The sequence below is a fragment of the Sphaerimonospora cavernae genome, from assembly GCF_042435035.1.
In the GTDB taxonomy this organism is placed as follows: Bacteria; Actinomycetota; Actinomycetes; order Streptosporangiales; family Streptosporangiaceae; genus Sphaerimonospora; species Sphaerimonospora cavernae.
The window spans coordinates 133,920-157,614 of sequence record NZ_JBHMQT010000003.1 but is presented as its reverse complement, the minus strand read 5'-3'; the positions used below and the strand labels follow the sequence as shown (position 1 = coordinate 157,614).

General features: G+C 67.6%; 21 protein-coding genes. 9 read left to right on the top strand and 12 right to left on the bottom strand.

The genetic code is table 11. The annotated features are described in order from the left end of the window. Window positions 1–8: 8 nt before the first annotated feature. From ACFHYQ_RS01220 to ACFHYQ_RS01200, 5 genes are read right to left on the bottom strand one after another with little or no spacing between them, the layout of a single operon-like run. Window positions 9–2,402, bottom strand: a complete 2,394-nt coding sequence (locus ACFHYQ_RS01220) for a type IV secretory system conjugative DNA transfer family protein (RefSeq protein ID WP_394299162.1) — start codon at window positions 2,400–2,402, stop codon at window positions 9–11. Next, the gene (locus ACFHYQ_RS01215) at window positions 2,399–4,159 is read right to left on the bottom strand and encodes a VirB4 family type IV secretion system protein (protein WP_394299161.1); all 1,761 of its coding nucleotides are present in this window, start codon (window positions 4,157–4,159) and stop codon (window positions 2,399–2,401) included. The genes ACFHYQ_RS01220 and ACFHYQ_RS01215 overlap by 4 nt, the downstream gene beginning before the upstream one ends. Then, on the bottom strand, window positions 4,156–5,094 hold the full coding sequence (locus ACFHYQ_RS01210) for a PrgI family protein (protein ID WP_394299160.1): 939 nt from the start codon (window positions 5,092–5,094) through the stop codon (window positions 4,156–4,158). Before ACFHYQ_RS01210 ends, ACFHYQ_RS01215 begins: the two co-directional genes overlap by 4 nt. Beyond that, a complete protein-coding gene (locus ACFHYQ_RS01205; RefSeq protein ID WP_394299159.1) occupies window positions 5,091–6,620 on the bottom strand; it encodes a TrbL/VirB6 family protein in 1,530 nt (509 codons plus the stop codon). Before ACFHYQ_RS01205 ends, ACFHYQ_RS01210 begins: the two co-directional genes overlap by 4 nt. A 48-nt stretch (window positions 6,621–6,668) precedes the next feature. Next, window positions 6,669–8,036 (bottom strand): hypothetical protein, encoded by a 1,368-nt coding sequence (locus ACFHYQ_RS01200; protein ID WP_394299158.1) that lies wholly within the window; start codon window positions 8,034–8,036, stop codon window positions 6,669–6,671. A gap of 371 nt (window positions 8,037–8,407) precedes the next feature. Here ACFHYQ_RS01200 and ACFHYQ_RS01195 point away from each other — a divergent pair, with 371 nt between their 5' ends. From ACFHYQ_RS01195 to ACFHYQ_RS01185, 3 genes are all read left to right on the top strand, one after another. Then, window positions 8,408–9,418, top strand: coding sequence for a DNA-methyltransferase (locus tag ACFHYQ_RS01195; protein ID WP_394299157.1), 1,011 nt, complete (start codon window positions 8,408–8,410; stop codon window positions 9,416–9,418). Between the two features lie 5 nt (window positions 9,419–9,423). Beyond that, window positions 9,424–9,642: a helix-turn-helix domain-containing protein gene (locus tag ACFHYQ_RS01190; RefSeq protein ID WP_394299627.1), complete on the top strand. Its 219-nt coding sequence runs from the start codon at window positions 9,424–9,426 to the stop codon at window positions 9,640–9,642. Window positions 9,643–10,546: 904 nt separating this feature from the next. Beyond that, on the top strand, window positions 10,547–11,287 hold the full coding sequence (locus tag ACFHYQ_RS01185) for a cysteine--tRNA ligase (RefSeq protein ID WP_394299156.1): 741 nt from the start codon (window positions 10,547–10,549) through the stop codon (window positions 11,285–11,287). A gap of 103 nt (window positions 11,288–11,390) precedes the next feature. Here ACFHYQ_RS01185 and meaB read toward each other — a convergent pair whose 3' ends face one another. The 6 genes from meaB to ACFHYQ_RS01155 form a co-directional block, all read right to left on the bottom strand. Further along, on the bottom strand, window positions 11,391–12,338 hold the full coding sequence (meaB, locus tag ACFHYQ_RS01180; protein ID WP_394299155.1) for a methylmalonyl Co-A mutase-associated GTPase MeaB: 948 nt from the start codon (window positions 12,336–12,338) through the stop codon (window positions 11,391–11,393). A gap of 183 nt (window positions 12,339–12,521) precedes the next feature. Then, window positions 12,522–13,007, bottom strand: a complete 486-nt coding sequence (locus tag ACFHYQ_RS01175) for an inorganic diphosphatase (RefSeq protein WP_394299154.1) — start codon at window positions 13,005–13,007, stop codon at window positions 12,522–12,524. A 181-nt stretch (window positions 13,008–13,188) separates the two neighbouring features. Beyond that, on the bottom strand, window positions 13,189–13,560 hold the full coding sequence (crcB, locus tag ACFHYQ_RS01170) for a fluoride efflux transporter CrcB (protein ID WP_394299153.1): 372 nt from the start codon (window positions 13,558–13,560) through the stop codon (window positions 13,189–13,191). Further along, complete coding sequence (locus ACFHYQ_RS01165; protein WP_394299152.1) at window positions 13,557–13,967, bottom strand: fluoride efflux transporter FluC; 411 nt, start codon at window positions 13,965–13,967, stop codon at window positions 13,557–13,559. The genes crcB and ACFHYQ_RS01165 overlap by 4 nt, the downstream gene beginning before the upstream one ends. 298 nt (window positions 13,968–14,265) lie before the next feature. After that, window positions 14,266–14,688 (bottom strand): universal stress protein, encoded by a 423-nt coding sequence (locus ACFHYQ_RS01160; protein WP_394299151.1) that lies wholly within the window; start codon window positions 14,686–14,688, stop codon window positions 14,266–14,268. A gap of 134 nt (window positions 14,689–14,822) precedes the next feature. After that, entirely contained in the window at window positions 14,823–16,007 is a 1,185-nt protein-coding gene (locus ACFHYQ_RS01155) for a cation:proton antiporter (RefSeq protein WP_394299150.1), read from the bottom strand. A gap of 359 nt (window positions 16,008–16,366) precedes the next feature. Here ACFHYQ_RS01155 and ACFHYQ_RS01150 point away from each other — a divergent pair, with 359 nt between their 5' ends. The 3 genes from ACFHYQ_RS01150 to ACFHYQ_RS01140 are packed head-to-tail and all read left to right on the top strand — an operon-like array spanning window position 16,367 to window position 19,069. After that, the gene (locus ACFHYQ_RS01150; RefSeq protein ID WP_394299149.1) at window positions 16,367–18,103 is read left to right on the top strand and encodes a dynamin family protein; all 1,737 of its coding nucleotides are present in this window, start codon (window positions 16,367–16,369) and stop codon (window positions 18,101–18,103) included. Window positions 18,104–18,129: 26 nt separating this feature from the next. Beyond that, the gene (locus ACFHYQ_RS01145) at window positions 18,130–18,483 is read left to right on the top strand and encodes a DUF190 domain-containing protein (protein ID WP_394299148.1); all 354 of its coding nucleotides are present in this window, start codon (window positions 18,130–18,132) and stop codon (window positions 18,481–18,483) included. A gap of 13 nt (window positions 18,484–18,496) precedes the next feature. After that, window positions 18,497–19,069 (top strand): phosphatase PAP2 family protein, encoded by a 573-nt coding sequence (locus tag ACFHYQ_RS01140; protein ID WP_394299147.1) that lies wholly within the window; start codon window positions 18,497–18,499, stop codon window positions 19,067–19,069. Window positions 19,070–19,099: 30 nt separating this feature from the next. Here the strand turns inward: ACFHYQ_RS01140 and ACFHYQ_RS01135 are convergent, their stop codons facing one another. Next, window positions 19,100–20,455, bottom strand: coding sequence for a hypothetical protein (locus ACFHYQ_RS01135; protein WP_394299146.1), 1,356 nt, complete (start codon window positions 20,453–20,455; stop codon window positions 19,100–19,102). A 780-nt stretch (window positions 20,456–21,235) separates the two neighbouring features. Here ACFHYQ_RS01135 and ACFHYQ_RS01130 point away from each other — a divergent pair. The 3 genes from ACFHYQ_RS01130 (at window position 21,236) to ACFHYQ_RS01120 (ending at window position 23,689) form a co-directional block, all read left to right on the top strand. Then, entirely contained in the window at window positions 21,236–21,550 is a 315-nt protein-coding gene (locus ACFHYQ_RS01130; RefSeq protein WP_394299145.1) for a hypothetical protein, read from the top strand. A gap of 119 nt (window positions 21,551–21,669) precedes the next feature. Continuing rightward, window positions 21,670–23,343 (top strand): energy-dependent translational throttle protein EttA, encoded by a 1,674-nt coding sequence (gene ettA, locus ACFHYQ_RS01125; RefSeq protein ID WP_394299144.1) that lies wholly within the window; start codon window positions 21,670–21,672, stop codon window positions 23,341–23,343. 10 nt (window positions 23,344–23,353) lie between these two features. After that, on the top strand, window positions 23,354–23,689 hold the full coding sequence (locus ACFHYQ_RS01120; protein ID WP_394299143.1) for a hypothetical protein: 336 nt from the start codon (window positions 23,354–23,356) through the stop codon (window positions 23,687–23,689). The last annotated feature ends 6 nt before the right edge of the window (window positions 23,690–23,695 follow it).

Here is a 23,695-nt window from a genome sequence, read left to right as displayed (position 1 = left end):
GTTCTCCTTCAGTTGCGGAGCCGGGGGTCGTCCCGGCGGGCTTCGGGCGCGGCTGCGGTGGTACGGCCGTGCGCTTTGGCGGCTGCGGCCCTGATGTTCCGCGCGACGTCGTCTGAGGGTTCGGGAAGCGGCCTGGTGCGCATCGTGAATGGAGGGGCTTCGGTGGATCGCGACATGAGCCGGACGGCGGCCTGGAAGGCGCTCAGATTGGCCAGGTCGTGAGCACGCAGGTAAGGGGTGAAGTGGTGCTCGGCCTCTCGGGCGTCTTGCGGCGACAGCGAGAAGTAGATCTTGTTGCGCGCGTCCGAAGAGACGGCCTGGCGAAGATCCCGAGGGAGTTGGGCCAGGTGCTGGTGGGCGATCACCAGGGACAGCCGGTACGCCCGGGCTTCCGCGAGCATGTCGCCGAGCGCGTGCGGCAGGGTGAGGAAGTTGTGCGCCTCGTCAACGTAGAGGGCCGCCGGAGGTCGGGGACGGCCGACCTTGGCCCGGTGGGAGGCGGCCTGCCAGACCTGCGCGAGGACCATGGAGCCGAGCAGGCGGGCGCTGTCCTCGCCGAGCACGCCCTTGGGGAGCCGGACGAGCAGGATCCCACCGTCGAGCACAGCACCGAGATCGAAGGTCGACCGAGCAGAACCGAGCACATCACGGACGAACGGGCGGAGCAGGAAGGCGCGCAGCTTGTTCATGATCGGGCTGGTGACGTGTGCCCGGGCCGAGTCGGACAGGCTCTCGTACCACTGCCAGAAGCCGAGCAGCAGCGGATCCCGCACGCCGGCCACGAGACGACGCCGGTATTCGGCGTCGATGAGCAGGGTGGGAACGTCCGCGAGGGTCCCGCCGTGGGCGGCGAGCGTCAGCGCACAGCCGCGAAGGATGTCATCGGTACGCGGTCCCCAATAGTCCGCGTAGATCTTGTGGAAGATGCCGACGAGGTTGTCCACGCCGCTTTCGAGGTCGGCACCGCCGAGGACGTTGAGCGACGGGCGGGCGTGGCGGTCGTCGGGATCGATCAGGACGACCTTGTCGGCGACGGACTCGGGGATCAGACCCAACAGGTCGCTGATCAGGTCGCCCTTGGCCTCGATCACGACCGTTCCGCGTCCTGCCTGAATATCAGACAGGATCATCTGCGCGAGCAGGGTCGACTTGCCGGTGCCGTTGGGGCCCAGGACGTGTACGTGGTGGAAGGAGTCGGCCACGCGGAGGGCGACCGGTCGTTCATGCCCGGAATCTGAGAAGCCGAGGGTCTTGACGTGTGCTCCGCCGTACGCGATCTGCGGCGAGGGCGGGACGGTGTTGGCTCCGGCGCGCTGGAGGCCGGGAACCGCCACATCGAGCGGAAGGTGAGCGAGTGCCGCGAGCTCCGGTACTGATAGCAGGAAGCCTCTTCCCATGCGCCGTCCGGCGAGATGGGCAGCGGGCATGACCAGGAGCTGCCGTTCCAGCCGGTTGTGCCCGGAGTAGAGTGCGAATGCCGACGCGATGGCGTGCGCCCGTCCTCGAATCGCGTTACGGCGCGCCGCGTTGGCGACCTTCATCGCCTTGGCGTCGGCCCTGGTGGGGTCATCGGCCTGTACGGCGTACCGGACCGCCACGACATAGCGCGGCTGGAGGGCCTTGTCCCTGACAGCGCGTGCCTCCGCGGATTCCTCCAGATAGGCAGCCCGATCCGCTGCGTGCTGAAGGCGCTGAGGAGGGATGCGTGAGTGCGATGGTCCTGGGGTCAGGACGTCAAGAGCGGCTCGTACCAGCCACGCCGGTCCACTCTTGAGCTTGAGTGCGAGGCGTCGGCCGGTCGCCGGCCGGGCGAGGATCTGTACGGCGGCGTGCTGCCAGGTCGGCATCCCGATAGCCGCTCCCACCAGCGCCCGGATCGGGTCCATCCCGTGGTCGTGCCGGATAGGGAGTTGCTCACTGCGGGCGACCCTGAACTGTCCACCATGCGAACGGCCGGTGAGCGGCACGGGCGGCGCAGCCTCCTGGACCGAGGTGCGAGCGGACGGCCAGGCGGCTTCGATGGCGTGCTCCACCAGATGCTGAGGGATCACACCGGGTACCCAGAGCCGGATCTTCAGGCCGTCAGAGCTGAAGACGTATTCGAAGACCAGGTGGGGCTGCCCGAAAAGGAGCCGCTTCCAGGACGGCCGGAGCAGGCCGATGAGGTTGCCCCAGAGGGCCTCGGCACCGGGCATGTCCGCGACCGGTGGGGCGAGGATCTCCACGCAGCGAGCACCGCGGGCCAGTTTCTGGTGGCGCAGTCGCACCAGGGCCTGTCCGAGCACCAGTTGCGCCACGTCCAGGCTGACGAAGAGCGCGATCAGGTGCCACACGTGGGCCTCGATCCAGGCGTACGCCATGTCCAGTACGGCGGACGGGTCGGAGATGAGGTCGTCGATCACAGGTAGGTCTCCTCGTCGTTGTCGATCTGGGCCAGCTCGTGAGGTGAGGAAGTGACGAGGTCGTGCTCGCGCTGACTCGCGATCACCTGCAGAGGCACCCGCTGCGCGCCCGCACCGCCCATGAGAAGGCCGGTCCCGCGTTCCGCCGACAGGAGGAGCTGCCGTTCACCATCCGAGAGCTGGAATGCGTCGACGACCTTGTCGATCGCCTGAGGTGCCTGCTTCAGCAGGATCTGGGTCGTGGAGTTGGCGATGATGGCCTGGCCCGTCTCCGAGCTGAGCAGGTCGCCGGTGTCCTGTGTGACGACGGACAGCCCGGCCCAGTGCTTGCGCGCCGCCTTGGCCATGCGCAGGAGGAATCTTGCGCCTTCGGGATCGCGCATGAGCAGCCACGCCTCGTCGACCACGACCAGACGCGGGCGGCGGTCACGGGGATCGGAGACACGGCGCCAGATGGCGTCCAACGTCAGCAGCGTGCCGACCGCCTTCAGTTCCTCGGGCAGGTCACGAAGCGAGAAGACGATCAGGTGAGAGTCGGGCCGGGTGCTGGTGTGGCCGTCGAAGAGCTGGCGGTGGCTTCCGGTGACGTACGGAGCGAGCCCGGCGGCCAGCTCCTTCGCCTTCGGATCGGCGTCATTGGTAAGCACGATTACCAGATCCCGCAAGAGGGGCGGGCGACGGTTCCACGTGCGCGGTTCCAGGGTGATCCCGGCCTTGCGATAGGCAGCCATGATGCCGCGGTCGAGCGCGGCCTTGCTCGCCTTGTCGAGCGGCTCGCCGAGCATGAGGCTGATCAGGGTGTGCAGGAACAGCGCGCGCCGGGTGAGCGGGTCGCTGTCGCGGCGGCTTCTCGGCGGAAGGTCGAAGGGGTTCAGCCGCACCTTGGGCGCGCCGAGATGGATGTAGGCGCCCCCCACAGCTGAGCAGAGCCGGGCGTACTCGTCCTCGGGATCGATGATGGCGACTTCGACCCCCGTGTAGAGGGAGCGAAGGGCCTCGAGCTTCGCGAGATAGGACTTGCCGGCGCCCGACCGGGCGAGGATCACCGAGTTGTGGTTGTCCTGAGCGAAGCGGTCCCAGGCGACCAGAGAGGAACTGGCGGGGTTGGCGCCGTAGAGGACCGCGGTGGGACCGAGTTCGGTGGTGAGGTCTGGGCTGGTGAAGGGGAACGCGGCAGCGAGCGCGGGCGTGTCGAGTGTCCGGCGCTGTGCCACGTTGTCGTAGGCGAGCGGCAGCGTGCTGATCCAGCCCTGTAGCTGCCGGAACGTGAGCTGCCGGGCGTCCAGCAGCAACGAGGCGGCCAGTGCGCGGACATGGGCGCAGGCATCGTCGAGCTCCTGCTCGCTGCCGGCATGAACGGTCAGGTAGATGGCGACACGGAAGAGCTTGGCCTGGCCACGAGCGATCTTCGACATCAACTCCTGGGCGTCCTCGGCAGCGGCCTCCGCTCCTGGGTCCAGGAGCCGCCCGTGCTCCTGATTGGCCCTGAGTCCGGATTCCAGGCGAGCGAGTTGCTTGCGGAGTCGGTCGGCAGCGAGCAGAGAGGGGACGGGCTCGATGTGCACCGAGACGTCGAGTCGGCCGGCGTAGGCCAGCAGCGGCTCAAGCCAGCCCGGGCCGACCTCGCGGGGGAACCCGGTGATGACGAGCGTCGCGCACAGCCCGTCGCCGACGTGCAGGTGACGAGGGCGGACTTCGACCGAGTCGGGGCCGATGCCCGAAGGGGCGGCAGCCGTACGGCGGAGGCGGAACTTCATCGACGGCCTCCCCTGGTGATGACCTCGTTGGGAAGGGCGAGCTCATCCGCCGGCAGGGGCGGCGCCATCGGATCGAAGCAGGAGGCCAGCAGCGCGGTAACCGCCGTCCCGTCCAGGAGGCGTACGGTGAGCCCGCATGCGCCCAGGAGCCGGGCCGCCTCGTCCAGACGTCGGTAAGCTCGGGCCTTGGCCGCGGAGGATCCGCTTGCACCAACGCGTGGCTCGCGGATGACCAGCAGGACTTGCCGCCGGAGGAGCTCGTGACGGGTGGCCAGTTCGGTCAGGAAGGTCGCGTGCTCGCGGGCGGCGTAGGCCAGCGCGGGATGGGGAAGCTGGGGTGCGCTCTCCTTGAGGGTGGCGATCGTTGTGGTGAGGTCGACGCGCTCGGCGCGCACGAGGATCTGCACCGGTCCGGACAGTGAGTTGAGCCAGCGCCCGAAGGCCGCGACCAACCCGTCCTGCTCGTCAGGGGTCCTCAGCGCGAAGCTGACCGTGGAGACTTCGGCCACGGCGACGACTCCGTCCGGGCCGAGGTCGACCAGGCCGTCCCCTGCCACTGAGCGTGTGGGGAGTTTGAGTGGTGCGGGGAGCTGGCCGGGATCGGCTGCCATCCACGCGGGCGGAGGTGGCACATTGTCCAGCGCGGATACCAGGTACTTCGGGGATCGCGTGTGCCGGAGCGCGGCGAGCAGGAAGCGGTCCAGGCTGACGCCGTCGTGGGTGCCGACGGCCAGCAGGATTCCCAGCACCGTGACCGGCAGGGCGATCACCGCGAACGCCGTGAGCGGAATGCGCTCACCGAGGTAGGAGTAGCCCAGATAGAGGATGGCTCCGGTGGCGGCGAGAATGGCCGCCTGCCGAGCGGTGAACCCCCAGACGATCTTGTCGGGCTGCTCGACGTCGGCGGGGATGCGAACGACCTCCGTCCAGCTCATCGTCCGTCACCTCCCCGGTCGCCGCGCGTACGGCGGCGCGATGGAGGTGGGGATGTGCGACAACGCCCTGGGTTCTCCGGCCAGTCGATAGAGCCAGGGACCGGTTTGGTGGGCGGCACGATCGGCCGTACAGCACGGTTGGGGGTCGGCGGAGGTTCGCTCGCCTGGCCCGAGGTCGTTCCGGCGTTCCGCAGCCGGTACATCTGACTCAGGCCTGCCGGGCCCGCGGCGTAGAAGGTCTCCCGGGGATAGCCGTAGACCGGGGTGTTACGAGCGATGGGCTGCTGGGGCCGGGGAGTCGGACGGTACTTCCCCTGGACCGGCGGTGCGGTGGGAGCGTGCTTGGCGACCGCCGGCTCCCAGTCTTCGGCGCGGATCGGCCGACGCGCCGACGTAGGCGCGTGCTTTGCCGGTACGGCACCTGCCGCTGCGGCAGCGCCGGTTACCGCGGTGGCGGCAACGCGGGTGGCAGCCGTGCCGGCAGGGCCCGCAGCCAGGGCGGGGAGGGCCGTGCCGACCAGCTTGCCGGTCGGCATCTGTCGATTCGAGCCGGAGCGGGAACCCTTTCTGAGATGCAGGGCGCTGAGAAGCGGGCTGGTGAGCTTGTAGGCCAGGGCGTACTTGACGATGCGCGCCACGCCGAGCCCGCGGCCTCCGGGAAGGAACATCGCCCGCGACACCCAGGTGGGGATACGGACCAGGATGATCAGCAGGACGAGGGCGAGGAGGAGGTTGTACAGCTGCCCGGTGCCGTACAGGCCAACGGCTTCCCGGCCGTCCTGGTTGAAGAAGACTCGTACGGCTGTGACGAGCGTGAGTGACTGGCAGATCTGGATCAGCAGCAGGCCGGTGAAGACCCGCCACCACAGCCGAGCCAGGCCATCGGTCTGGGGCAAGGCGTGGCAGGCAAGGGCCAGCGGTGCGGCAACTACCAGCAGGGTTGTGAGGGCCACTCGGAGCACGAACGTGATGAGCAGAGCAACGAGCAGCACCACGGCCACCAAGGCGAGCAGGATGTAGAAGATCTCCGAGTTGCCGGGCAGCCAGATGAGGAAGCGGATCGCGGTGGCGGCCCGCCGCGCGTCGAAGCCTTGTCCGAGAAGCGCCTGGGCAAGGGCGTTCGCGGTCTCGATGGCCTTGCTGGTGAGCAGGAAGCTCGCATTGACCGTCAGGAAGGCCAGTACGAGACGAGGCAGGATCTCCTTGATCGCATACCTGGTCTGAACGGTCTCATAGCTCATCGCCAGGATCCCGCCGATGGTGGCGAACAGGACGAACGAGCCGTTCGCGATAATCAACGTGGCGTGCCAGAGGTCCCAGATCCTGCTCTGCTCGTCGATGCTCGGGGTGGCGAGGAGCGTGGTGGCCAGGACGTCGAGCAAGGGCTTGATGGCGTGGGCGGCGAGTTCGGCGAACCATGTGTTGATCTGGCCGATGATCCATCCACCGATGCCGACGCTGATGCCTGTGTCACCGGGAGGAGGCAGCAGCGGTGGCAGTTCGGGGGTGGGCGTCGGGGTGGGCACGGGCTTTGTCCACAAGATGTGGATAAGGAACATGAACGTCATCGCTGATCACTCGCCTACGATGCGCTTGAGGACGTTGACGAAGAGTGGGGCCAGGACTGCCAGGGCGTAGCCGAGGGCGGCGGCCTTGAAGGCGCCTTTCGCTTTCTGGATCTCGCCCGGGTCGCCGCCGGCGACGAGGTAGCGCAAACCGCCGAGGGTGAGCATCAGCGTCGCGAGCGTGGCGAGCAGGCCGATGATCCAGTTACGCAGGTTGGTGAAGACCCTGCCGAGCTGATCCGGGTTGGTCGGTGGAGCGGCTGCTGGCGTGCCGCCGCTCCACGACATCGTCGCGACGTGCAGGCTGTCGTTTTCGGCCAGTGCGGCGACGACGACGGCGACGACGACGACCGCCGTGATGCCGATGACGATCAGCGCGCGCACGATGTGCCGCCGTAGCCGCCTGCGTGATTTCCGCGGCATCTCGGGCTGAGAGACGACGCCGTGCGCGAGGAAGGTTCTCGGCCACCCGATCAGGCCGTAGGGGGTCCGTGCGGAGCCGGTGAGGCTGCCCCAGCCTCCCTTCGTTGTCGTCGTGACAGGTTGCGTATCCGAGCTCCGGCTCCGCACGGAAGTCTTCGGGATTTCCTCCCCCACCTCTCTAGGGGTGACGGAAGAGATCGTTAGGGACGTGGCCGCCTCGACTTCTCCGCTGAGAATTGCCTCGACGAGGATCGGCTCGGAGCGCTGGCGGCGCTTCTTGGCGGCCTCCATGGTCAGACCGAGCTCTTGGGCCACGTCGGTGAGGGTGCGCTTCTCCAGGCGGGTCATGCCGATCAGCTCGGCGTCCACCTCGCTGATGACGCCCTTGGCCACGGCATCGATGAGGACGAGGTCGGGATGCCCCCACGGCGGGGAGGGCGGTGCCGACTCCTGGAGCGGGAAATGACGGGCGGCTCCCGCTTCCGCATTCTCACGCGCGCGCTCGCCGGCCCGCTTGGCCATCGTGCGCAGCCGAGGGAAGACGTTCGGCCGGTCCATGTCCGCCGTACGGACTGCCTCGATGAAGGCGGCCAGGACTTCGGTGTCGATGTCTTCCGGGTCCCCGGCGACATAGCCGCGGCAGATCTTGCCGCTGATACCGCGCAATGCAGGGACGGCAACGCCGACCGCGCCTACCAGCCACTGCGGTCCGTCCTGCCGGGCGCGGCTCAGCAGCGTCCGCCAGACGGCGTCGCGCGTACTGTTCGAGTAGGCGACCGTGGTGAGGAGATCCCTCACCTCGATCAGCGACAGCCGGCGGCGTGGCAGCTCGTGCCCCAGTTTCCTGCCGTCGATGGTGAGTCCGCTGGGGGGACAAGCCAGCATCTGGAAGGCCTGCTCGGCGATGTCCAGGGGCGATCGGTCGATGCCGAGCGCGTCATCGTTGGTGCTCATCGGGTTCTCCACGGGAGAGGAATTCCGCTTTGACGAACCCGGTTTATGACCCGCCTTTGGCATGCCTCCGGCGCCAATTCCTAACGGCCTCCGGCACCCCTCTGGCGTGGTTTCACTACTGGCACCCGCGTGTGGCCGCGCCAGAGCGATGCCAGAGGCCATACCCACATCTACCAGGGAGAACAACCGACGCCAGAGCCCTGCCAGGAGCTCTTGCTGCACTCGAACCGCGTATCTGAGTTCCGCCCCGAACAGAAATGGAAAACAGCAAGAATGACCTGACCTCAAGCCCGCCGGTTTCCGGAACCCGTAATTGCTGGGACTCCCGGAGCGGGACCTCGCACGAGGACTTCCTGCGCACAGGAGGACTCATGACGAGGGCCCCCTACTGGCGCGACGAGCACGCCACCCTGTATCTCGGCGACGCCAGGGAGGTTCTCACCCAGATGCCCGACCGGTCCGTGGATTGCCTGGTCACCAGCCCGCCGTACTACGGGCTCCGGGACTACGGCCCCGGACAGTACGGCCAGGAGCCCACGCCCGAGGACTACGTGGAGAACCTCCGGGCCACCTTCGCCGAGGCCCGGCGCGTGCTGGCCGATGACGGGACCTGCTGGCTGAACCTCGGAGACATCTACGCCGCCAACTCCGACGGCTACGCCCGCGGCGTCAACTACAACCAGCGGCAGCCGATGGTGCGTCCCCGCTCTCGCCTGGTGGTGCCACCGAAGAACCTGCTCGGCATGCCCTGGCGAGTCGCCTTCGCCCTCCAGCAGGACGGCTGGATCCTGCGCAACGCCATCGTCTGGCACAAGCCCAACGCGATGCCCCAGTCTGTCCTCGACCGGCTCTCCACCCGCTACGAGATGATCTTCCTGCTCGTCAAGCAGCGCTTCTACTGGTTCGACCTCGACGCCATCCGCGAGGAGTACACCGGCGACCGCTCACTATCCCGACGCTCCCGGCGCGGCGGGAGGAAGCGCAACGCCATTTCGACGCCCTGGCCCCCGATCGCCAAGGACAGCGCGGCGGGATCAGGCGACACACAGCACGACACGGCGACGCGCGCCAGCGACCAGGCACACGGAACCGTTCAACCATCCGGGCGTAACCCCGGTGATGTCTGGACGATCTCAACACGCCCGTACCGAGGCGCTCACTACGCCCCGTTCCCGGTCGACATCCCCCTCCGCGCCATTGCCGCCGGCTGCCGACCCGGCGGCACAGTTCTCGACCCGTTCGCCGGAGCAGCAACGACTGCTCTCGCCGCCCGGGAGCTCGGCCGACAGTTCATCGGCATCGAGCTCAACATCGACCACTGCGCACTGGCCAAGGCTCGGCTGCTCGCCGCAGGAGCCGCGAGGGGAGGAGAAGCAGAGTGAACCCCATGACCATCGAGGAGGTGCGGGCGCTCCCAGCCGTCGTCCCTCTGCTGACCGCCGCCCGCGCTCTCGGCATCAGCCGCAACACCGCCTACCGCCTCGTCAAACGCGGCGAGTTCCCCTGCCGGATCATCCAGGCAGGTGACACCTACCGGGTGCCCACCATCGAGATCCTCCGCATCCTTTCTCTCGACCTGAACATAGTGAAGGAGCAGCTCGGCTAAACAGCCGGTGCCACCTTGATCGGAGATGAGCCCCAGGGACCTGGGGCGGCCGCCTGGACGGCTACCGCATCGCGTCGTGGTAGCCGTCCAGCAGGACGTTGGCACAACAGGAGACACACCGCTCTTCCCGACGCGCCCGCGGAAACACTGGGCACCATCGAGGGAGATGTGATGCTCTCACTAGCCTCGTGGCTCTTGCTGGCGGGCTGCTGGCTCTCGATGGCGGTATCTGCGGTGGCTGGCCAAGGGGGCACGGGCGAACGGCCCCGCGCCGCACGAACTCGACCAGTACGCCTGCCACCTCCACGACTTTGCCCTGATGGACAAGGCCGACGTGAAGTGGGCCACGACGCCGACGAAGACCGTCGTGTCCGGGTACCTCCAGCGGTTCGTCCTCCAGCAGGGCGGTCGGCGTAACGGGGGTCTTTCGCTCACCCGACGCCAGATGGCCGCGATGCTCATGCCGCTGACCAGAGCGGCAGCGGCAGGCTGTGTGAGGCCGGAGGGCTGCGGAACGACGCGCCGCGTGGCTGCTGGAGGAGGCGTTAGCCGACAGCACGCTCGCCCAGCTGTACGCCCACTGCCACGGGGTTGCGCCTGCGCCACGTAGTAGCCTGAAGTTGAGTCTACGGCGACATCCTCAGCTCCATCCTGAACGCGCGCTAGGCATTTTGGCCTTCGAGGCGTCTGAGGCTCAGCAGAAATTGAGCTGGGTACCCGCTACGAGCCACGAGGCGCCGACATACAGGCCTGGCTTGCCGCTGCCTCGCTGCTCCATGAACGGATCTACTGCGGAACGTCGCCCGCCGTAGCAACCAGATTGCGGGGCCCGTCGTGACCATCTTGATCGCCCTCACACATCTGCGGGCCCGGCTGGCGTCGAGGGTGATAGGAGGCGGAACACATGTTGACTCTGGTTGATACGCGCAGGGGAGACCGGCTTCCGCTGGGCTGGTGCACGGGCCGGCTGGTGCGGCTGTGCGCGTCGCTGCCGTACGTCGAGGCCGAGCTGTCGATCCTTGGACTGCGGATCGCAGTGGTGACCGACCTGCTGAGAAGGGTGCTGGAGGAATTGCACGGACAGCAGGCGATGGTGGCGGTGGCCGCACCCGGCATGACGGAGACGACCCTGAGAGAGCAACTGGAACCCCTGTGGGTCCAGGCCCCTGCCGGCGTCATCGATTCACCCCATGCCGGCGCGGAGGTGCTCGGCGGTCCGATCGACGTGCTTGTCACTTCAGCGGGAGACACATCGGCAGGAACGGGAATCCTGCGACTGACGGTCGGGGCCATGACAGGCCCCTGCGACGGGGACGGCAGCGTGCTGCGAATGCTGGTGCTGCTCCGGCATTACGCCCAGAGCGCGCACCTCGATGAGAAGGATCTCGATGCTGCCGATGAGACACTGTACCGGTGGCGTGAGCTGATCGCCCGCTGGGGTGCCCAAGCCTCGGCGCCGATGCCGCAGGAGGTGGTCTCGCGCGCCTACGCCGCCTGCGACGACGACTTGGATATCCCGGCAGTGCTCGCACTGCTGTCCAGCTTGGAACACGACGACGACATTCGTGAGGGAGCCAAGTTCGAGACGTTCGCGCACCTGGACCGGATATTGGGGCTGGACCTGGCGCGCTTTCTCGGTCACTAACACCACCCGCGCCATCTGCAGGGTGCGCTCCGCGGCCAGGCTCCGGCAGTCCGATCCGATAGCCGTGCTGGAAGCTGTCGGCCGGATGCCGTGACGTCGTCTGTCACATCTCGGGGGTTCCTTCAAAGGCGGCCAGCAGCAGGTCGGCGGCCAGGGACGGAGTGAGGCCGCCGTCGAGGACCTGGCGCTCGACCTCGACCGCGAGGGGCGCCGTCCGTTTCTCTAACCGAGCGAGCAGGCGGTCCCTGGCCAGTGACCAGGTCCACTCGACCTGCTGGCGGCGCCGCCGGGCGGCCAGATCGGTCTCCTCCTGATGGCGGACGATCCGCGCCCACAGCTCGCCCAGTCCGGTGCCGGTGAGCCCGCTGCAGGTCAGCACGGGGGTGTGCGACTGCAGCAGCCGCAGCGCCCCGGCCAACTGCCGGGCGGCGTGGCGGGCGGTCGTCTCGTGCTCGCCGTCGGCCTTGTTGACGGCGATCACGTCGGCCAGCTCCAGCACACCCTTCTTGATGCCCTGGAGCTGGTCACCGGTGGGGGCGAGCGTGAGCAGCAGGAACGTGTCGACCATGTCGGCGACGGCGGTCTCGGACTGGCCGACGCCGACCGTCTCGACGAGGACCACGTCATAGCCCGCGGCCTCCACGATGACCATCGCCTCCCGGGTGGCCCGGGCGACGCCGCCGAGCGTCCCGGCCGTCGGGGACGGCCGGATGAATGCCCGGAGGTCAGCGGTCAGACGGCCCATCTGGATCTTGTCGCCCAGGATGCTGCCGCCGCCCCGCCGCGAGGACGGATCGACCGCGAGCACGGCCACGCGATGCTCGCGCGCGGTCAGATAGGCGCCGAGGGAGCCGATGAGCGTTGACTTGCCGACCCCGGGGGCGCCGGAGATGCCCACCCTGCGCGCCTTGCCGGCGCGCGGAGCGAGCTCGACGAGCAGCCGCTGGGCGACCTCCCGACGGTCAGCCCGGGTGGACTCGACCAGCGTGATCGCCCGTGCGATCCACCGGCGATCGCCGCCGAGCACGCCCGCGAGGTAGTCCTCGACCAATTCGCATCACCGTCGCCTCTGCAACGCCAACCGGGCGGTGTCCGCCGGGCCACACCCGGTGTGCCGCTATCACCGGCGGTTCCCGACGCTCACGGCGTCCGGATTTTGATCGGAACACCTCGCCAGCCGACCGCGCTGGGCCACGCATGACAACCGGTGGCCGTTCGGTGGCCTCAGCTGTCATCAAGGCTGCTGGGCGAACCGGATCAGTGCCTCCTCGACCACGGTCTCGGCTTGCACCCGGGGCTCCCACCCGCGGGTGCTGGTGCTCTTTCCGGGTTCGAGGTCCTTGTAGACCCCGAAGAAGTGGCCGATCTCGTTCAGCACGTGCGGCTGGATATCGGTGATGTCCTTGATATCGACGAAACGATTGTCTGCGGCGGGCACACACAGGATCTTCGCGTCGGGGCCCTTCTCGTCGCGCATCCAGAACACCCCGACCGGGCGTACGGCGATCACGCACCCGGGGAAGGTCTCCACCTCACCCAGGACCATCACATCCAGCGGATCATCGTCTTCAGCGAGTGTGTGGGGCAGGAAGCCGTAGTCATACGGGTAGGCGGTTGCGGTGAACAGCAGCCGGTCCAGGCGGATCTGTTGCCGTTTGGGGTCCATCTCATACTTGTTGCGTGAACCCCGTGGGGTCTCTACCACCATGTCGAAGTGCATAGCAGCCCTCCCGTCATGACGAGCAGGACCCGTTGGCCGTTCGGCAAGCCGATCACGGTAGGCTCCGCGCCGGCCTTGTGACCGTGGGCCTCGTGACCGCGGCGAGATCCACCACCTTTCTTTCATCGTATGGCGGGTGCCATGCCGTACGGCTCAGGCCCGGTTCACCACCTGGTGGCGATCAGGTAAAGAGGCCGGCGACGGCGTGGCCGGCTGTGGCCGCCAGGACGCCGAGGATCAGGCTGCCGATGATGTTGAGTCCCGCTTCCCGGGTCGACCCTTCCTCCAGCAGGCGGACGGTCTCGAAGCTGAAGGTGCTGAAGGTGGTGAGCGCTCCGCAGAAGCCTGTCCCGGCAAGCATGATCACCTCATCGGGCAGTCCCAGGGCGGATTGGGCGCCGAGCAGGAATCCGAGGATGAGCGACCCGGCGAGGTTGACGGTGAGGGTGCCCCAGGGGAAGACGTTGTCGTGGTGCCGCTGGACGAACCGGTCGATCAGGTAGCGGGCGGGCGCGCCGACGGCTCCGCCGAGGAAGACGAGCAGGAGGGTCATGAGGCCGTCCCGGCCGCGGAGTCCCTGCCCTGGCGCGTGGGCAGCCCGGCGATGGTCCGGGCGAGGACGATGCCGGCCCAGACGGCGGCCATCCCACCGATCAGGCTGCCGACCGCATAGACGCCGGTTGGCGTCCACGCCTCGTGTGACAGCAGATCCACGATCTCGGCTGTGAGGGTGGAGAACGTGGTGTAGCCGCCGAGCAAACCAATCCCGAAGAAGGGGCGCACATAACGACCCGGTGGCCAGACCCCCAGGACGAACACCATCAGGGCGCCGAGCGCGAAGCAGCCACTGACGTTGGTGAGGAACGTCGCCCAGGGGAAGACGCCGGGCTCGGCGGGCAGGGCCTGGCCGACCAGGTAGCGGGCCACGCTGCCCAGGCCGCCGCCTGCTGCGATCGTCATGAGGATGTCCCAGGTCCGCTTGCCGGCGGTGGCGGCCCTCCTCTGCTGGGGTGATGTCGATGACGGGAAGGCATCTCGCGCTGGTTGATCAGGCTCGTCGGGGAGATCTACGTTCGGGAAATCTATGTCGGGGTCGGTCGGCAGGCCAGATTCTTGCGGGGACTCGCTCGACGGGTGTCGGCGCATCGATTCTCCTTTCGTGGAACGGGAATTCGGGCAGGTCTTCGTGACCTTCCCAGTGGCGTGGTCGTGATAAGGGCGGGTAGCGTCGGCGGTTGTCGTATCGGATGGTGGTGTGTCACCGGACGATGAGGACGGAGCAGTGGGCGTGCCGGCTGACTTTGTCGGTCGTGCTGCCGAGGAATCGCCCCCAGACTGCGGAGTGCCCGCTGTGTCCGATCGCGATGAGGTCGGCCTGGACGGCGTCGGCTGCCCGGAGGAGTTCCTGGGCGGGGTGACCGACGCGTATCTCCACATCGATCCGCACACCTTGCTCACTCGCGACGGCCTGTGCTCGGTTCAGCCAGCGGGTGCACTCCTGCTGCTCGATCTTGCATTCCTCCTCGACCTCTCCCACGGTCGCGCCGTAGCGGGGCAGGTGGGCCTCGACGGCGACGGCGATCACTTCGGCCGGGTCGGCACGGGCCAGCGTCAGTGCGGCGGCCAGCGCGCGCTGGGCTCCTTGTGAGTCGTCGTAGGCGACGACGATCCGCCGGAACATGGTCTCTCCAATCGCAGATCACAGGGTCACGGGCAGGGCCCGAGATTCAGGTCGCATGGCGACATCTGACCGGGTCGGGCAGGGTCTGAGAGGGGCCTGGGCGGCGATCTCCAGATCCGTGATCTCGAACTGGCTCATCGCGATCTCCTTCGGAACGGCGGGTATTCCCATGAGCGTCCGCGCAAGATCGTCCTGGTTTGCCGGACGGGTTGAGCGGCCGGCGAGAAGAAGCGCTGGGCGATGATGGTGGGGATCACCGCGGTCAGCACGACGACCGACACCAGCACCGAGAACTGGGCCCGGTCGATGATGTGGGCGGTCAGCCCGTAGGTCGCCGAGATCGTGCCGAAGGTGAGCCCGGTGCTCATCAGCAACGTCGTGAACGGCGCGTGCTCGGGGACGAACCGGCGGGCGAGCGGGTAGACCGACGCGGACTTGAACACGAGTTTGGCGAGCAGCAGCACACCGAGCAGGCCGAGGTTGGCCCACACCAGCGGCAGCGAGATGTTCATCCCCGAACGGAGGAAGAAGAACGGCGTGAGCAGCGCGAACGCGACCACCCGGAAGCGTCCCTGGGTGGTCGGGTGCCGCTGGAAGGTCCTCGACACCGCCAGCCCCAGCAGGAACGCCGGCAGTACGGCATGGCTGTTGGCCTTGTCGCCCAGCCACATCAGCATCAGCAGTGCGGCGAAGGCGCCCTTGATCTCGGGTTCGATGACGCGGTTGCCGTACCGGGCGAAAAACCACATCTCCAGCCGTGGCATGACCACGATGAACACCACGGCGGCGGCGATGAATGGGACCAGCCACAGGCTGGGCTGGATGAACAGCGCTGACAAGGCGATTACGGTGCTCAGGTCCGTGACGAACGTGGCACTCATGATCAGTTTGCCGATGGGTGTCGCGTTCAGGCCGGTCTCGACCAGCACGGCGTAGACGACCGCCAGCGAGGTGGTCGACAGGGCGATGCCGCCGATCTGCGCGGCCCGCCAGTCCCAGGCGAAGCCGTACCGGCAGACCAGCATCACCGCGACGAAGGGGGCGGCGAAGGAGAGCACGCCGATGAGCAGGCTGCCGCGCCAGGTGGCACGGAACTCGGCCGGGTCCACCTCTGCCCCGGCCAGGAAAGTCAGCACGACACCGCCGAAGCCCGCGAGAAACGTCAGCCACTCGGGGGTCGCCAGGTGCAGGGTGTTGCCGAGCACCACCCCGAGGACGATCTCGATGATGGCCGCCGACAGGCCGAGCTCGACCGAGATCATGCCGGCGGCCAGGATCGCGACGGCCAACGTCATGGCGACGTACAGCGATGCCTCCACGTCCGCCCTCCTCCGAAACGACAAAAGCTCCCGACGTATCCGTCAGGAGCCATCAGCCGTCAGTGGCGGTTCGGGCGGCGGGGTGAGACATCGTCAGGAAATGCCGTCCGGGCGGGATCCATCGCCGTATCGATCAGTTTACGTGTACGGATTCGCGAATCGTCAATCCCCAAGAGGGCACGATGACCGATTCCGGAGGGAAACGTGCTCGCATGAACGAGTATTCCCAATGCAGCTGATGGCGGGCTACCCTGGAGAACACGAGCACGCGGCGGTGGGGCCCGCCGTCGACCGCGGGGCGTTCCGGCTCCGCCAACGGTCCCTGACCTCGAATATTTGAGGGGGGTCGCGTGCAGACGATGGAACATCCTCAGTCCCTGGTCCGGGCGCTGGAACGGCTTGATGGCCGCCTGCCGGCACCCGCTCGGGAACGCCTGGCCGAACTTAGGCGGCGGCTGCGTGAGGACCGGCTGCGGGTGCTGATCGTGGGCGAGGCCAAGCGCGGCAAGAGTACGGTGGTCAACGCCCTGCTCGGACGGCTGGTGATGCCCACCGGGGTGGTCCCGGTGACCGCGCTGCCGGCCACCGTCACCTTCGGCGAGCCGGACTGCCTCAGCGTCGGCTACCGGGATGGCCGGGTCGAGGAGCGGCCGATAGATGATCTACCCTTGTTCGTCACCGAATCCGCCAACTCCGCCAATCGCCTCGGTGTCACCAGCGTGGTAGTTCGGTTGGACGCACCGTTGCTGGCCCGAGGTGTGGAGATCGTTGACACGCCCGGCGTCGGATCGGTTCATGAGCACAACACCGCACAGGCGGAAAGCGCGCTGGAGACCATGGACGCGGCGGTGTTCGTGCTGACCGCCGACCCACCGGTCTCGGCCAGTGAACGGGAACTCCTGGCCCGGGTGGCGGGCTCATCGGTTCGGACGTTCGTCCTGCTCAACAAGGTCGACTACATGCATCCGGAAGCCTGTGCGGAGGCACTGGCCTTCACCCGGCAGGTGGTGGAGCAGGCCACGGGTGTGCGAATGCGGGTCTACCCGGTCTCGGCCCGGCGGGCGGCCGTCGGCATTGAAACTGCGGGATTCGCCGCGTTCACCGCCGACTTCGCCGACTACCTCCGCCAGCGGCGGGCGACGGACCTGCGCACCTCGATAGCGCTCCAGGCGTGCGGGCTGGTCCGCCACCAGCTGGATGAGATCTACCTCGCCCAGCGGGCGGGGCAGATGCGGGCCGGGGAGGCCGCCGGTCGCCTCACCCGGTTCCATGACCTGCTCAACACCGTGCATCATCATCGGCACGATGCCGTCGACCTCGCCTCCGGTGAAAGCCGGCGGATGCTCGCCGAACTGAATGCCTCCGCCGAGCAGCAGACCCGCACCCTGTCCGATCAGGTTCGCACCGACCTGGAGCGGTACCTGTCCACGGAGCTGTCCGCCGCGGGTGCGGGGGAAATCGAGGAGCAGGGGCGGGAACACGCGGTCACCCTGATCCGTGACGTAGTCGAGCAGTGGCGTGACCAGCAGGGGCGCCGGTTGGAAGGCGGCCTGTCGGCGCTGGACGATCGAGCGGTGACCGATCTCACTCGTAATCTCAACCGGGTGCGAGAATCGGCCCGGCACCTGCTGGATCTGGAACTCGCACTTCCCGACAGCGGGGGTCGTCTGCTGGAGGTCACCCGGTTCTTCTACGACTTCCCCCGCACGACAGGGCAGATCGACCTGCTGGCGGGAACCGTACGGCGTGCCCTGCCCGGGGAGATCGGTCGCCGACGCGCGCGTGAGCATGTGCTGCGCGAGGCGGCCGACCTGGCCTGCTGCCAGGTCGGCCGCTCCCGCGCGGATCTGCAGTACCGGCTGTCCCAAAGCACCCGCCGTCTGGTCTTCACGCTGGAAAACCGGCACGCCGAAGCCGTCGAGCACCTGATCAAGGTGCTCGACCAGGTGGAAAAGGAAGCCGGCGCCACCTCGGCGGAGACGGCGGCAAGACAACAAGCCCTCCGGGAGGAGGCCGCCGAGCTGACCGGACTGACCCAGATGCTGGAAAGCTTCACCGCCGATGCCGCAGATGTCGGGGAAAGGGGCCGGAAGTGAAACAGTACGGCTTTGCCACCAGGCTGTTGATCTTAATCGGGGAGACCGACCAGTACCGGCACCGGCCGCTGTACGCCGAGATCGTGCATCAGGCCCACAAGATGGGCCTGGCGGGGGCGAGCGTCTTCCGTGGCATGGAGGGCTACGGGGCCTCCTCGCTGATCCACACCAGCCGCCTGCTGTCGCTGAGTGAGGATCTGCCGGTCGCCATCGTCATCGTCGACACCCGGGAGAAGATCGATGCCTTCCTTCCTGAACTCGACGAGTTGGTCACCGAGGGCCTGGTCCTCGTCGACGAGGTCGAGGCCCACCACTACATCGACCGACACGAGCACCGGGACCACTCCTCATGGTGGCACCCGTGGCAATCCGCCGGATGACAGGTGGCCCGTCGTGTGGCCTGTCGCGCGCCGACTCGCTGCGTGGGACCACGCCCTCCTGACGGTCGTGGTGAACCGGCGGCGTCCCGATGTGACCCGGCTCGCGCGTCTGGTCACGCTGGTGGGCGAGCCCGCCGTCATGGCCTTTCCCGTCCTGGTCACCTGCGTACGCGGGCGTCGATGGCGTCCAATCGTCGTGTTCACCTCCGGGCTCGCCGTACGGGCCGTGCTGTCTCGGCTGATCGGCCGGGCCCGGCCACCGCAATCCTGGTGGCTGGCCGAGCCGACAGGGCCAAGCCTGCCCTCCCGTCATACCGCGACCGCCACACTGGGCGCACTGCTGCTGGGTGAACAGTTAGGCAGGGGACATGCGGTACAAATCGCCGTCGTCATCGCTGGCAGTGTGGGCGCGAGCCGCATCTATCTGGGGGTGCACTGGCCGACCGACGTGGCCGCGGGAGCCGCCTTTGGCGTCCTGTGGTGGGCCCTGGGCGTGATGGACTTCCGCAACCTCCATCAGCAGCCACAAACCCTGGCACGTCCCTGTATCGAGCGATCTCTCCACACAGAGAGCATCCGCGGGTAGTGGCTCGTAGCCGCGAAGCGATCATGGTAGTCATGACGAGCCCCGTAAGCTGGCGGCCACGGCCGGCGATGTCCCGCAGTAGATCCGTCCATCGAGCAGCGGCGCAGCGGCGAGCCACGCTTGCATGTCCGCGCCGCGCGGCTCGTAGCGCGCAGCCCAACTGGCTTTCCACTGCGCCTCGGACAGCTCGAAGGCCAAGACCCCCAGGTGCGCGTTCAGAACGGCTGCGAGGATGTCGCTGTGCGCGCCGGTCCAGGCCAGCACGTGGCGCAGGCACAGCCCGTGGCTGCCGGCATACAACCGTGCGAACGCGCCGTCGGCCAGCGCCTCCTCCAGGAGCCACGCGGCACGTCGTTCCGCTGCCCTCGCAGCCTCACACAGCCCGCACGCCGCTACCGCTCTGTTCAGCGGCACGAGCATCGCCGCCATCTGGCGCCGGGTGGGCGAAAGACCCCAATTACCCCGGCTACCCTGCTGCGTGACCAGCCGCTGCAGAAGACCAGACACGACGATCTTCGCTGGGGACACGACCCGCCCCAGGTCCGCCTTGTCCATCAGGGAAAGGTCATGCAGGTGGCAGGCGCACAGGTCGAGCTCGTGCTGCGCGGGGCCGTTCCCGTTCGCCCGTGTCCCCTCGGCCAGCCATCGCAGATACCGCCATTCCATGCGCATCCGTGCCCTGCACAGCGGGCAGACGCCGGAGGCGATGTCCTCTCGGAGGAGCTGACACGTCGACTCGCTCAGCGCGCGTTCCTCGACGGTAAATACCTCAGCGTCCACCGCCTGCCGGTAGCCCGCACGGTAGGATGCGTCGGCGTCGGAACCGGCCAGCACATCGAGCGGCTCAGCAGTCTGCCTCAACCGCTTGCAGGCGATTTTCGCCACCAACCGTCCGCTCTTCGCATCGACCCCGTTGAGCAGGGCGAGAGCATGCGGCAGGCACAGCCCTCCGCCCAGGGCATAGGTAACCCGGACCGCAGACTCACCGAGATCGCGGGCGATCTGATCTACTATCGTGGCGGCCGACTGGTCGCCGACCTCGCATACGCGGCACGGCCCGACCCGCCCCTTGATCACACTTGTCAGTCGCTTGCGGGCTTCGAATACGACCCCGCTGTAGAGCCCGGGCAGGATCCACGGGGCTGATGGCGCCGCCACCAGCCTACGCATATGGCCGGGGCAGAACCCCAAAGACGCATGAACGCGGGACAGTATGCGGGGGTCGGTGTGATTTTCGTGGATGAACGCCGAAAGCCACTGGCGTTCGGAGTCCTCCCGGCGGCGGCACGCCAGGCAGCCGTGCGCGGCAAGGGCACGTGCCGTGTCCTCGAGGCCCGGATCGCGATGGGTAGCCGATGCCCCATCCCTCTGATTGATGAGCTTCATGTCAGGCTCCGGATAACCGTCCGATGATGAGGGGTGATCAGTTATTCGGCGGCTAGTAGCGAACGCAGAGGCGTGATCAGCACGGGTGCTTCGGGAGCTGGCAGAAATGACCGCGGGACACAGCCATCGCAGACGGCTGTTGCCGTCAGAGGCGGATAGATGCCCAACCGAAAGGCCACGTACCGCCATGCCAGCACTCATTGCCGACTGTTCGCATCCGGATTCTCCCTACCGTCGACGGTAGGGACCGTTGACGGCCTACGCGTTGCCGTGATTATCGGCGAGCCCCTCCACCTCTCCTTACAATGCCCGTTGGGCTGCGGGGTAACCGCGTCCCACGACCGCACCCAGGCTGGTCGGCGGCCCTTGCCCTCACGACATCTCACGCCAAACCCACTCACCGTGCTCGCTACACGCGGCACCACCACCAGGCAGTTTCTCGCCGAGAGCCAGCAGTCCGCCGGCAAGAGCCGCAGAGCCGTGGACGCCGACGGGCGGCCACTCGCGACGGTCACGCGCAACATAACCAGGGCTCACTCAGGCGCAGATCGGCCCAAGAGCAATGAGATCCCCAGCGTGGGCCCACTGTTGGCCGACCTCGACCTAGCCGGTGCGGTGATCACGATGGACACCCTGCATACCCAGCGCGCGCACGCCCGCTGGCCCCGTATCCTGAAAAAAGGCGCTGGATCCCGCCAGACCGCTGGGAAGCGGTCGATCCGCCCCACATGGCCGATGGTTCCTGCCCTCCGTGCATGACAGGCGAAGGTGGTCATGACCATGGGAACCACAGCAGACACGAACCATTTCAACGCATCGTCACCGAGCGCGCGGGAAGCGGCTCGGCAGCACGCAGTGCTCGCCAAGGTACGCAACACCCGTGGACTGGTCTGCACCCATCTATACGCGCACAGTGACGCGATTCAGCTCGTGACCTACGACGGTGAACACCTCGGGCGGATTCGCCTCGCGGACGCCCACGCTCGCCAGAGTTGGGTCGCCGTACCCGCCGGGCAGGTGATGACCATGGGCCGCTACCACAGCTCCAAGGCCGCGGCCAAAGCCTTGGCACACGCAGCCGGGAAGCCCGTGTGAGCAGCTGACGGTGGATCCGGTGGTGCCAAGGCTGTCGCCACTTCTGTCGCGCGCCATCCGGCTCCACGCCCTGCCCCCGTGCGCGCACTGACGACGAGCGCGGAGAGCGAGGAGCGAACATGCAGTGGATCTATCAGATGAACCGGGTCCGGGTGACCCGCGGGGACAAGGTGATCCTCGACGATGTCACGTTGTCGTTCCTGCCCGGCGCCAAGATCGGCGTGGTGGGCCCGAACGGATCGGGGAAGTCCACCACGCTGAAGGTGATGGGCGGGCTGGAGAAACCCACTGACGGCGAGGCCAGGGCAGCGCCCGGGATCAGCGTCGGCATCCTGCTCCAGGAACCACCGCTGGAGGAGACGACAACCGTGCTGGGCAACATCGAGAAGTCAGTCGCCCAGACGCAGGCGCTGCTGGCACGGTTCTCCGAGCTCACCGCGCGCCTCGCTGAGGAGTGCTCTGACGAACTGCTCGACGAGGTGGGCAGCCTACAGGAGAAGCTGGACCAGGCGGGTGCCTGGGATCTGGACTCCCGGCTTGAGCAGGCGATGGAGGCGCTGCGCTGTCCACCGCCGAACACGTATGTCGGTGACCTGTCCGGGGGCGAGCGCCGCCGCGTGGCGCTGTGCACACTTCTGCTGCGGCAGCCTGACCTGCTGCTGTTGGACGAGCCCACCAATCACCTGGACGCGGAAAGCGTGCAGTGGCTGGAGCAGCACCTGGAGTCCTACCCGGGCACCGTGGTCGCGGTGACCCACGACCGCTACTTCCTGGACAACGTGGCGCAGTGGATCCTGGAACTGGATCGCGGCCACGCCTACCCCTACCAGGGGAACTACTCCACCTATCTGGAGACCAAGCAGGCGCGGCTGACGGTGGAGGGCAAGAAGGACGCCAAGCAACGCAGGCGGTTGCAGCGTGAGCTGGAGTGGGCGCGCTCCGGCGCGAAGGCTCGGCAGGCCAAGTCCCGAGCCCGTTTGGCACGGTATGAGGAGATGGCATCCGAGGCGGAGAAGACTCGCAAACTGAACTTCGAGGAGATCCAGATCCCGCCCGGCCCTCGCCTGGGCAGCCTGGTGATCGAGGCGGACGCGCTGTGCAAGGGATTCGACGGCCGGACGCTGTTCCGGGACCTGTCGTTCTCACTTCCCCGCAACGGGATCGTCGGCATCCTCGGCCCGAACGGCGTCGGCAAGACCACGCTCTTCCAGATCATCACAGGTCAGGAGCACCCCGACTCCGGAAGCCTCCGGATCGGCGAAACTGTCAAGATCTCCTATGTGGACCAGGCCCGGGCCGGCATGGAACCCGACAAGACCGCATGGGAGCTGATCTCTGACGGTCATGCCTTCATCACTGCGGGCCGTGTGGAGGTGCCATCGCGCGCCTACATCGCCGCGTTCGGATTCAAAGGGGCTGATCAGCAGAAGCCCGCACGGCTGTTCTCCGGCGGCGAACGCAACCGGCTCAACCTGGCCCTGACCCTCAAGCAGGGCGGCAACGTGCTGCTGCTGGACGAGCCGACCAACGATCTGGACACCGAAACGCTCGCATCGCTGGAGAACGCGCTGCTGGACTTCCCTGGCTGCGTCGTGGTCACCGCGCACGACCGGTGGTTCCTGGACCGGGTCGTGACCCACATCTTGGCCTGGGAGGGAACCGAGGACGACCCCGCCCGCTGGTTCTGGTTCGAGGGCAACTTCGCCAGCTACGAGAACAACAAGGTGGAGCGGCTGGGAGCCGAGGCGGCACGGCCCCACCGGGCCATCTACCGCAAACTCACCCGAGATTGAGGGGGTCGCGATGTCCAATCCCGATGCCAAGGTGATCCAGGAGGCGGAGCGCACGGTGTACCGGGCGAAACTGCGACTACTGGAAGAACAGGTGCTCGCCACCCTGAACGGACGGTCCGGGCTCGCGCTGGCCCGTCTGTGGGCGCCCTCACCGGTGATTCAGATCGTCACCTGCGACGGCGTGCACCTTGGCCGGGTACGGCGGGAAAGCCACCGCGGCGACCCGGAGCGATGGTTCGCGGTACCACCCGCGCCGCAGTGCCCGCACGGCCCCTACCCGACTGCTAGCCAGGCCGCGCAATCGCTGGTCGGGACTCGTTTCACCGCCCCCACCACATCGGCGTGAGGCAGG

Excerpts from the sequence above, each read along its gene's own strand:
- ACFHYQ_RS01215 (WP_394299161.1), bottom strand. The coding sequence starts at position 4,159 with ATGAAGTTCCGCCTCCGCCGTACGGCTGCCGCCCCTTCGGGCATCGGC.
- ACFHYQ_RS01175 (WP_394299154.1), bottom strand. The coding sequence starts at position 13,007 with ATGCACTTCGACATGGTGGTAGAGACCCCACGGGGTTCACGCAACAAG.
- ACFHYQ_RS01150 (WP_394299149.1), top strand. The coding sequence starts at position 16,367 with ATGGAACATCCTCAGTCCCTGGTCCGGGCGCTGGAACGGCTTGATGGC.
- crcB (WP_394299153.1), bottom strand. The coding sequence starts at position 13,560 with ATGACCCTCCTGCTCGTCTTCCTCGGCGGAGCCGTCGGCGCGCCCGCC.
- ACFHYQ_RS01130 (WP_394299145.1), top strand. The coding sequence starts at position 21,236 with ATGGGAACCACAGCAGACACGAACCATTTCAACGCATCGTCACCGAGC.
- ACFHYQ_RS01210 (WP_394299160.1), bottom strand. The coding sequence starts at position 5,094 with ATGAGCTGGACGGAGGTCGTTCGCATCCCCGCCGACGTCGAGCAGCCC.
- ACFHYQ_RS01165 (WP_394299152.1), bottom strand. The coding sequence starts at position 13,967 with ATGACGATCGCAGCAGGCGGCGGCCTGGGCAGCGTGGCCCGCTACCTG.
- ACFHYQ_RS01200 (WP_394299158.1), bottom strand. The coding sequence starts at position 8,036 with ATGAGCACCAACGATGACGCGCTCGGCATCGACCGATCGCCCCTGGAC.
- ACFHYQ_RS01195 (WP_394299157.1), top strand. The coding sequence starts at position 8,408 with ATGACGAGGGCCCCCTACTGGCGCGACGAGCACGCCACCCTGTATCTC.
- ACFHYQ_RS01120 (WP_394299143.1), top strand. The coding sequence starts at position 23,354 with ATGTCCAATCCCGATGCCAAGGTGATCCAGGAGGCGGAGCGCACGGTG.
- ACFHYQ_RS01160 (WP_394299151.1), bottom strand. The coding sequence starts at position 14,688 with ATGTTCCGGCGGATCGTCGTCGCCTACGACGACTCACAAGGAGCCCAG.
- ACFHYQ_RS01185 (WP_394299156.1), top strand. The coding sequence starts at position 10,547 with ATGTTGACTCTGGTTGATACGCGCAGGGGAGACCGGCTTCCGCTGGGC.
- ACFHYQ_RS01190 (WP_394299627.1), top strand. The coding sequence starts at position 9,424 with ATGACCATCGAGGAGGTGCGGGCGCTCCCAGCCGTCGTCCCTCTGCTG.
- ACFHYQ_RS01135 (WP_394299146.1), bottom strand. The coding sequence starts at position 20,455 with ATGAAGCTCATCAATCAGAGGGATGGGGCATCGGCTACCCATCGCGAT.
- ettA (WP_394299144.1), top strand. The coding sequence starts at position 21,670 with ATGCAGTGGATCTATCAGATGAACCGGGTCCGGGTGACCCGCGGGGAC.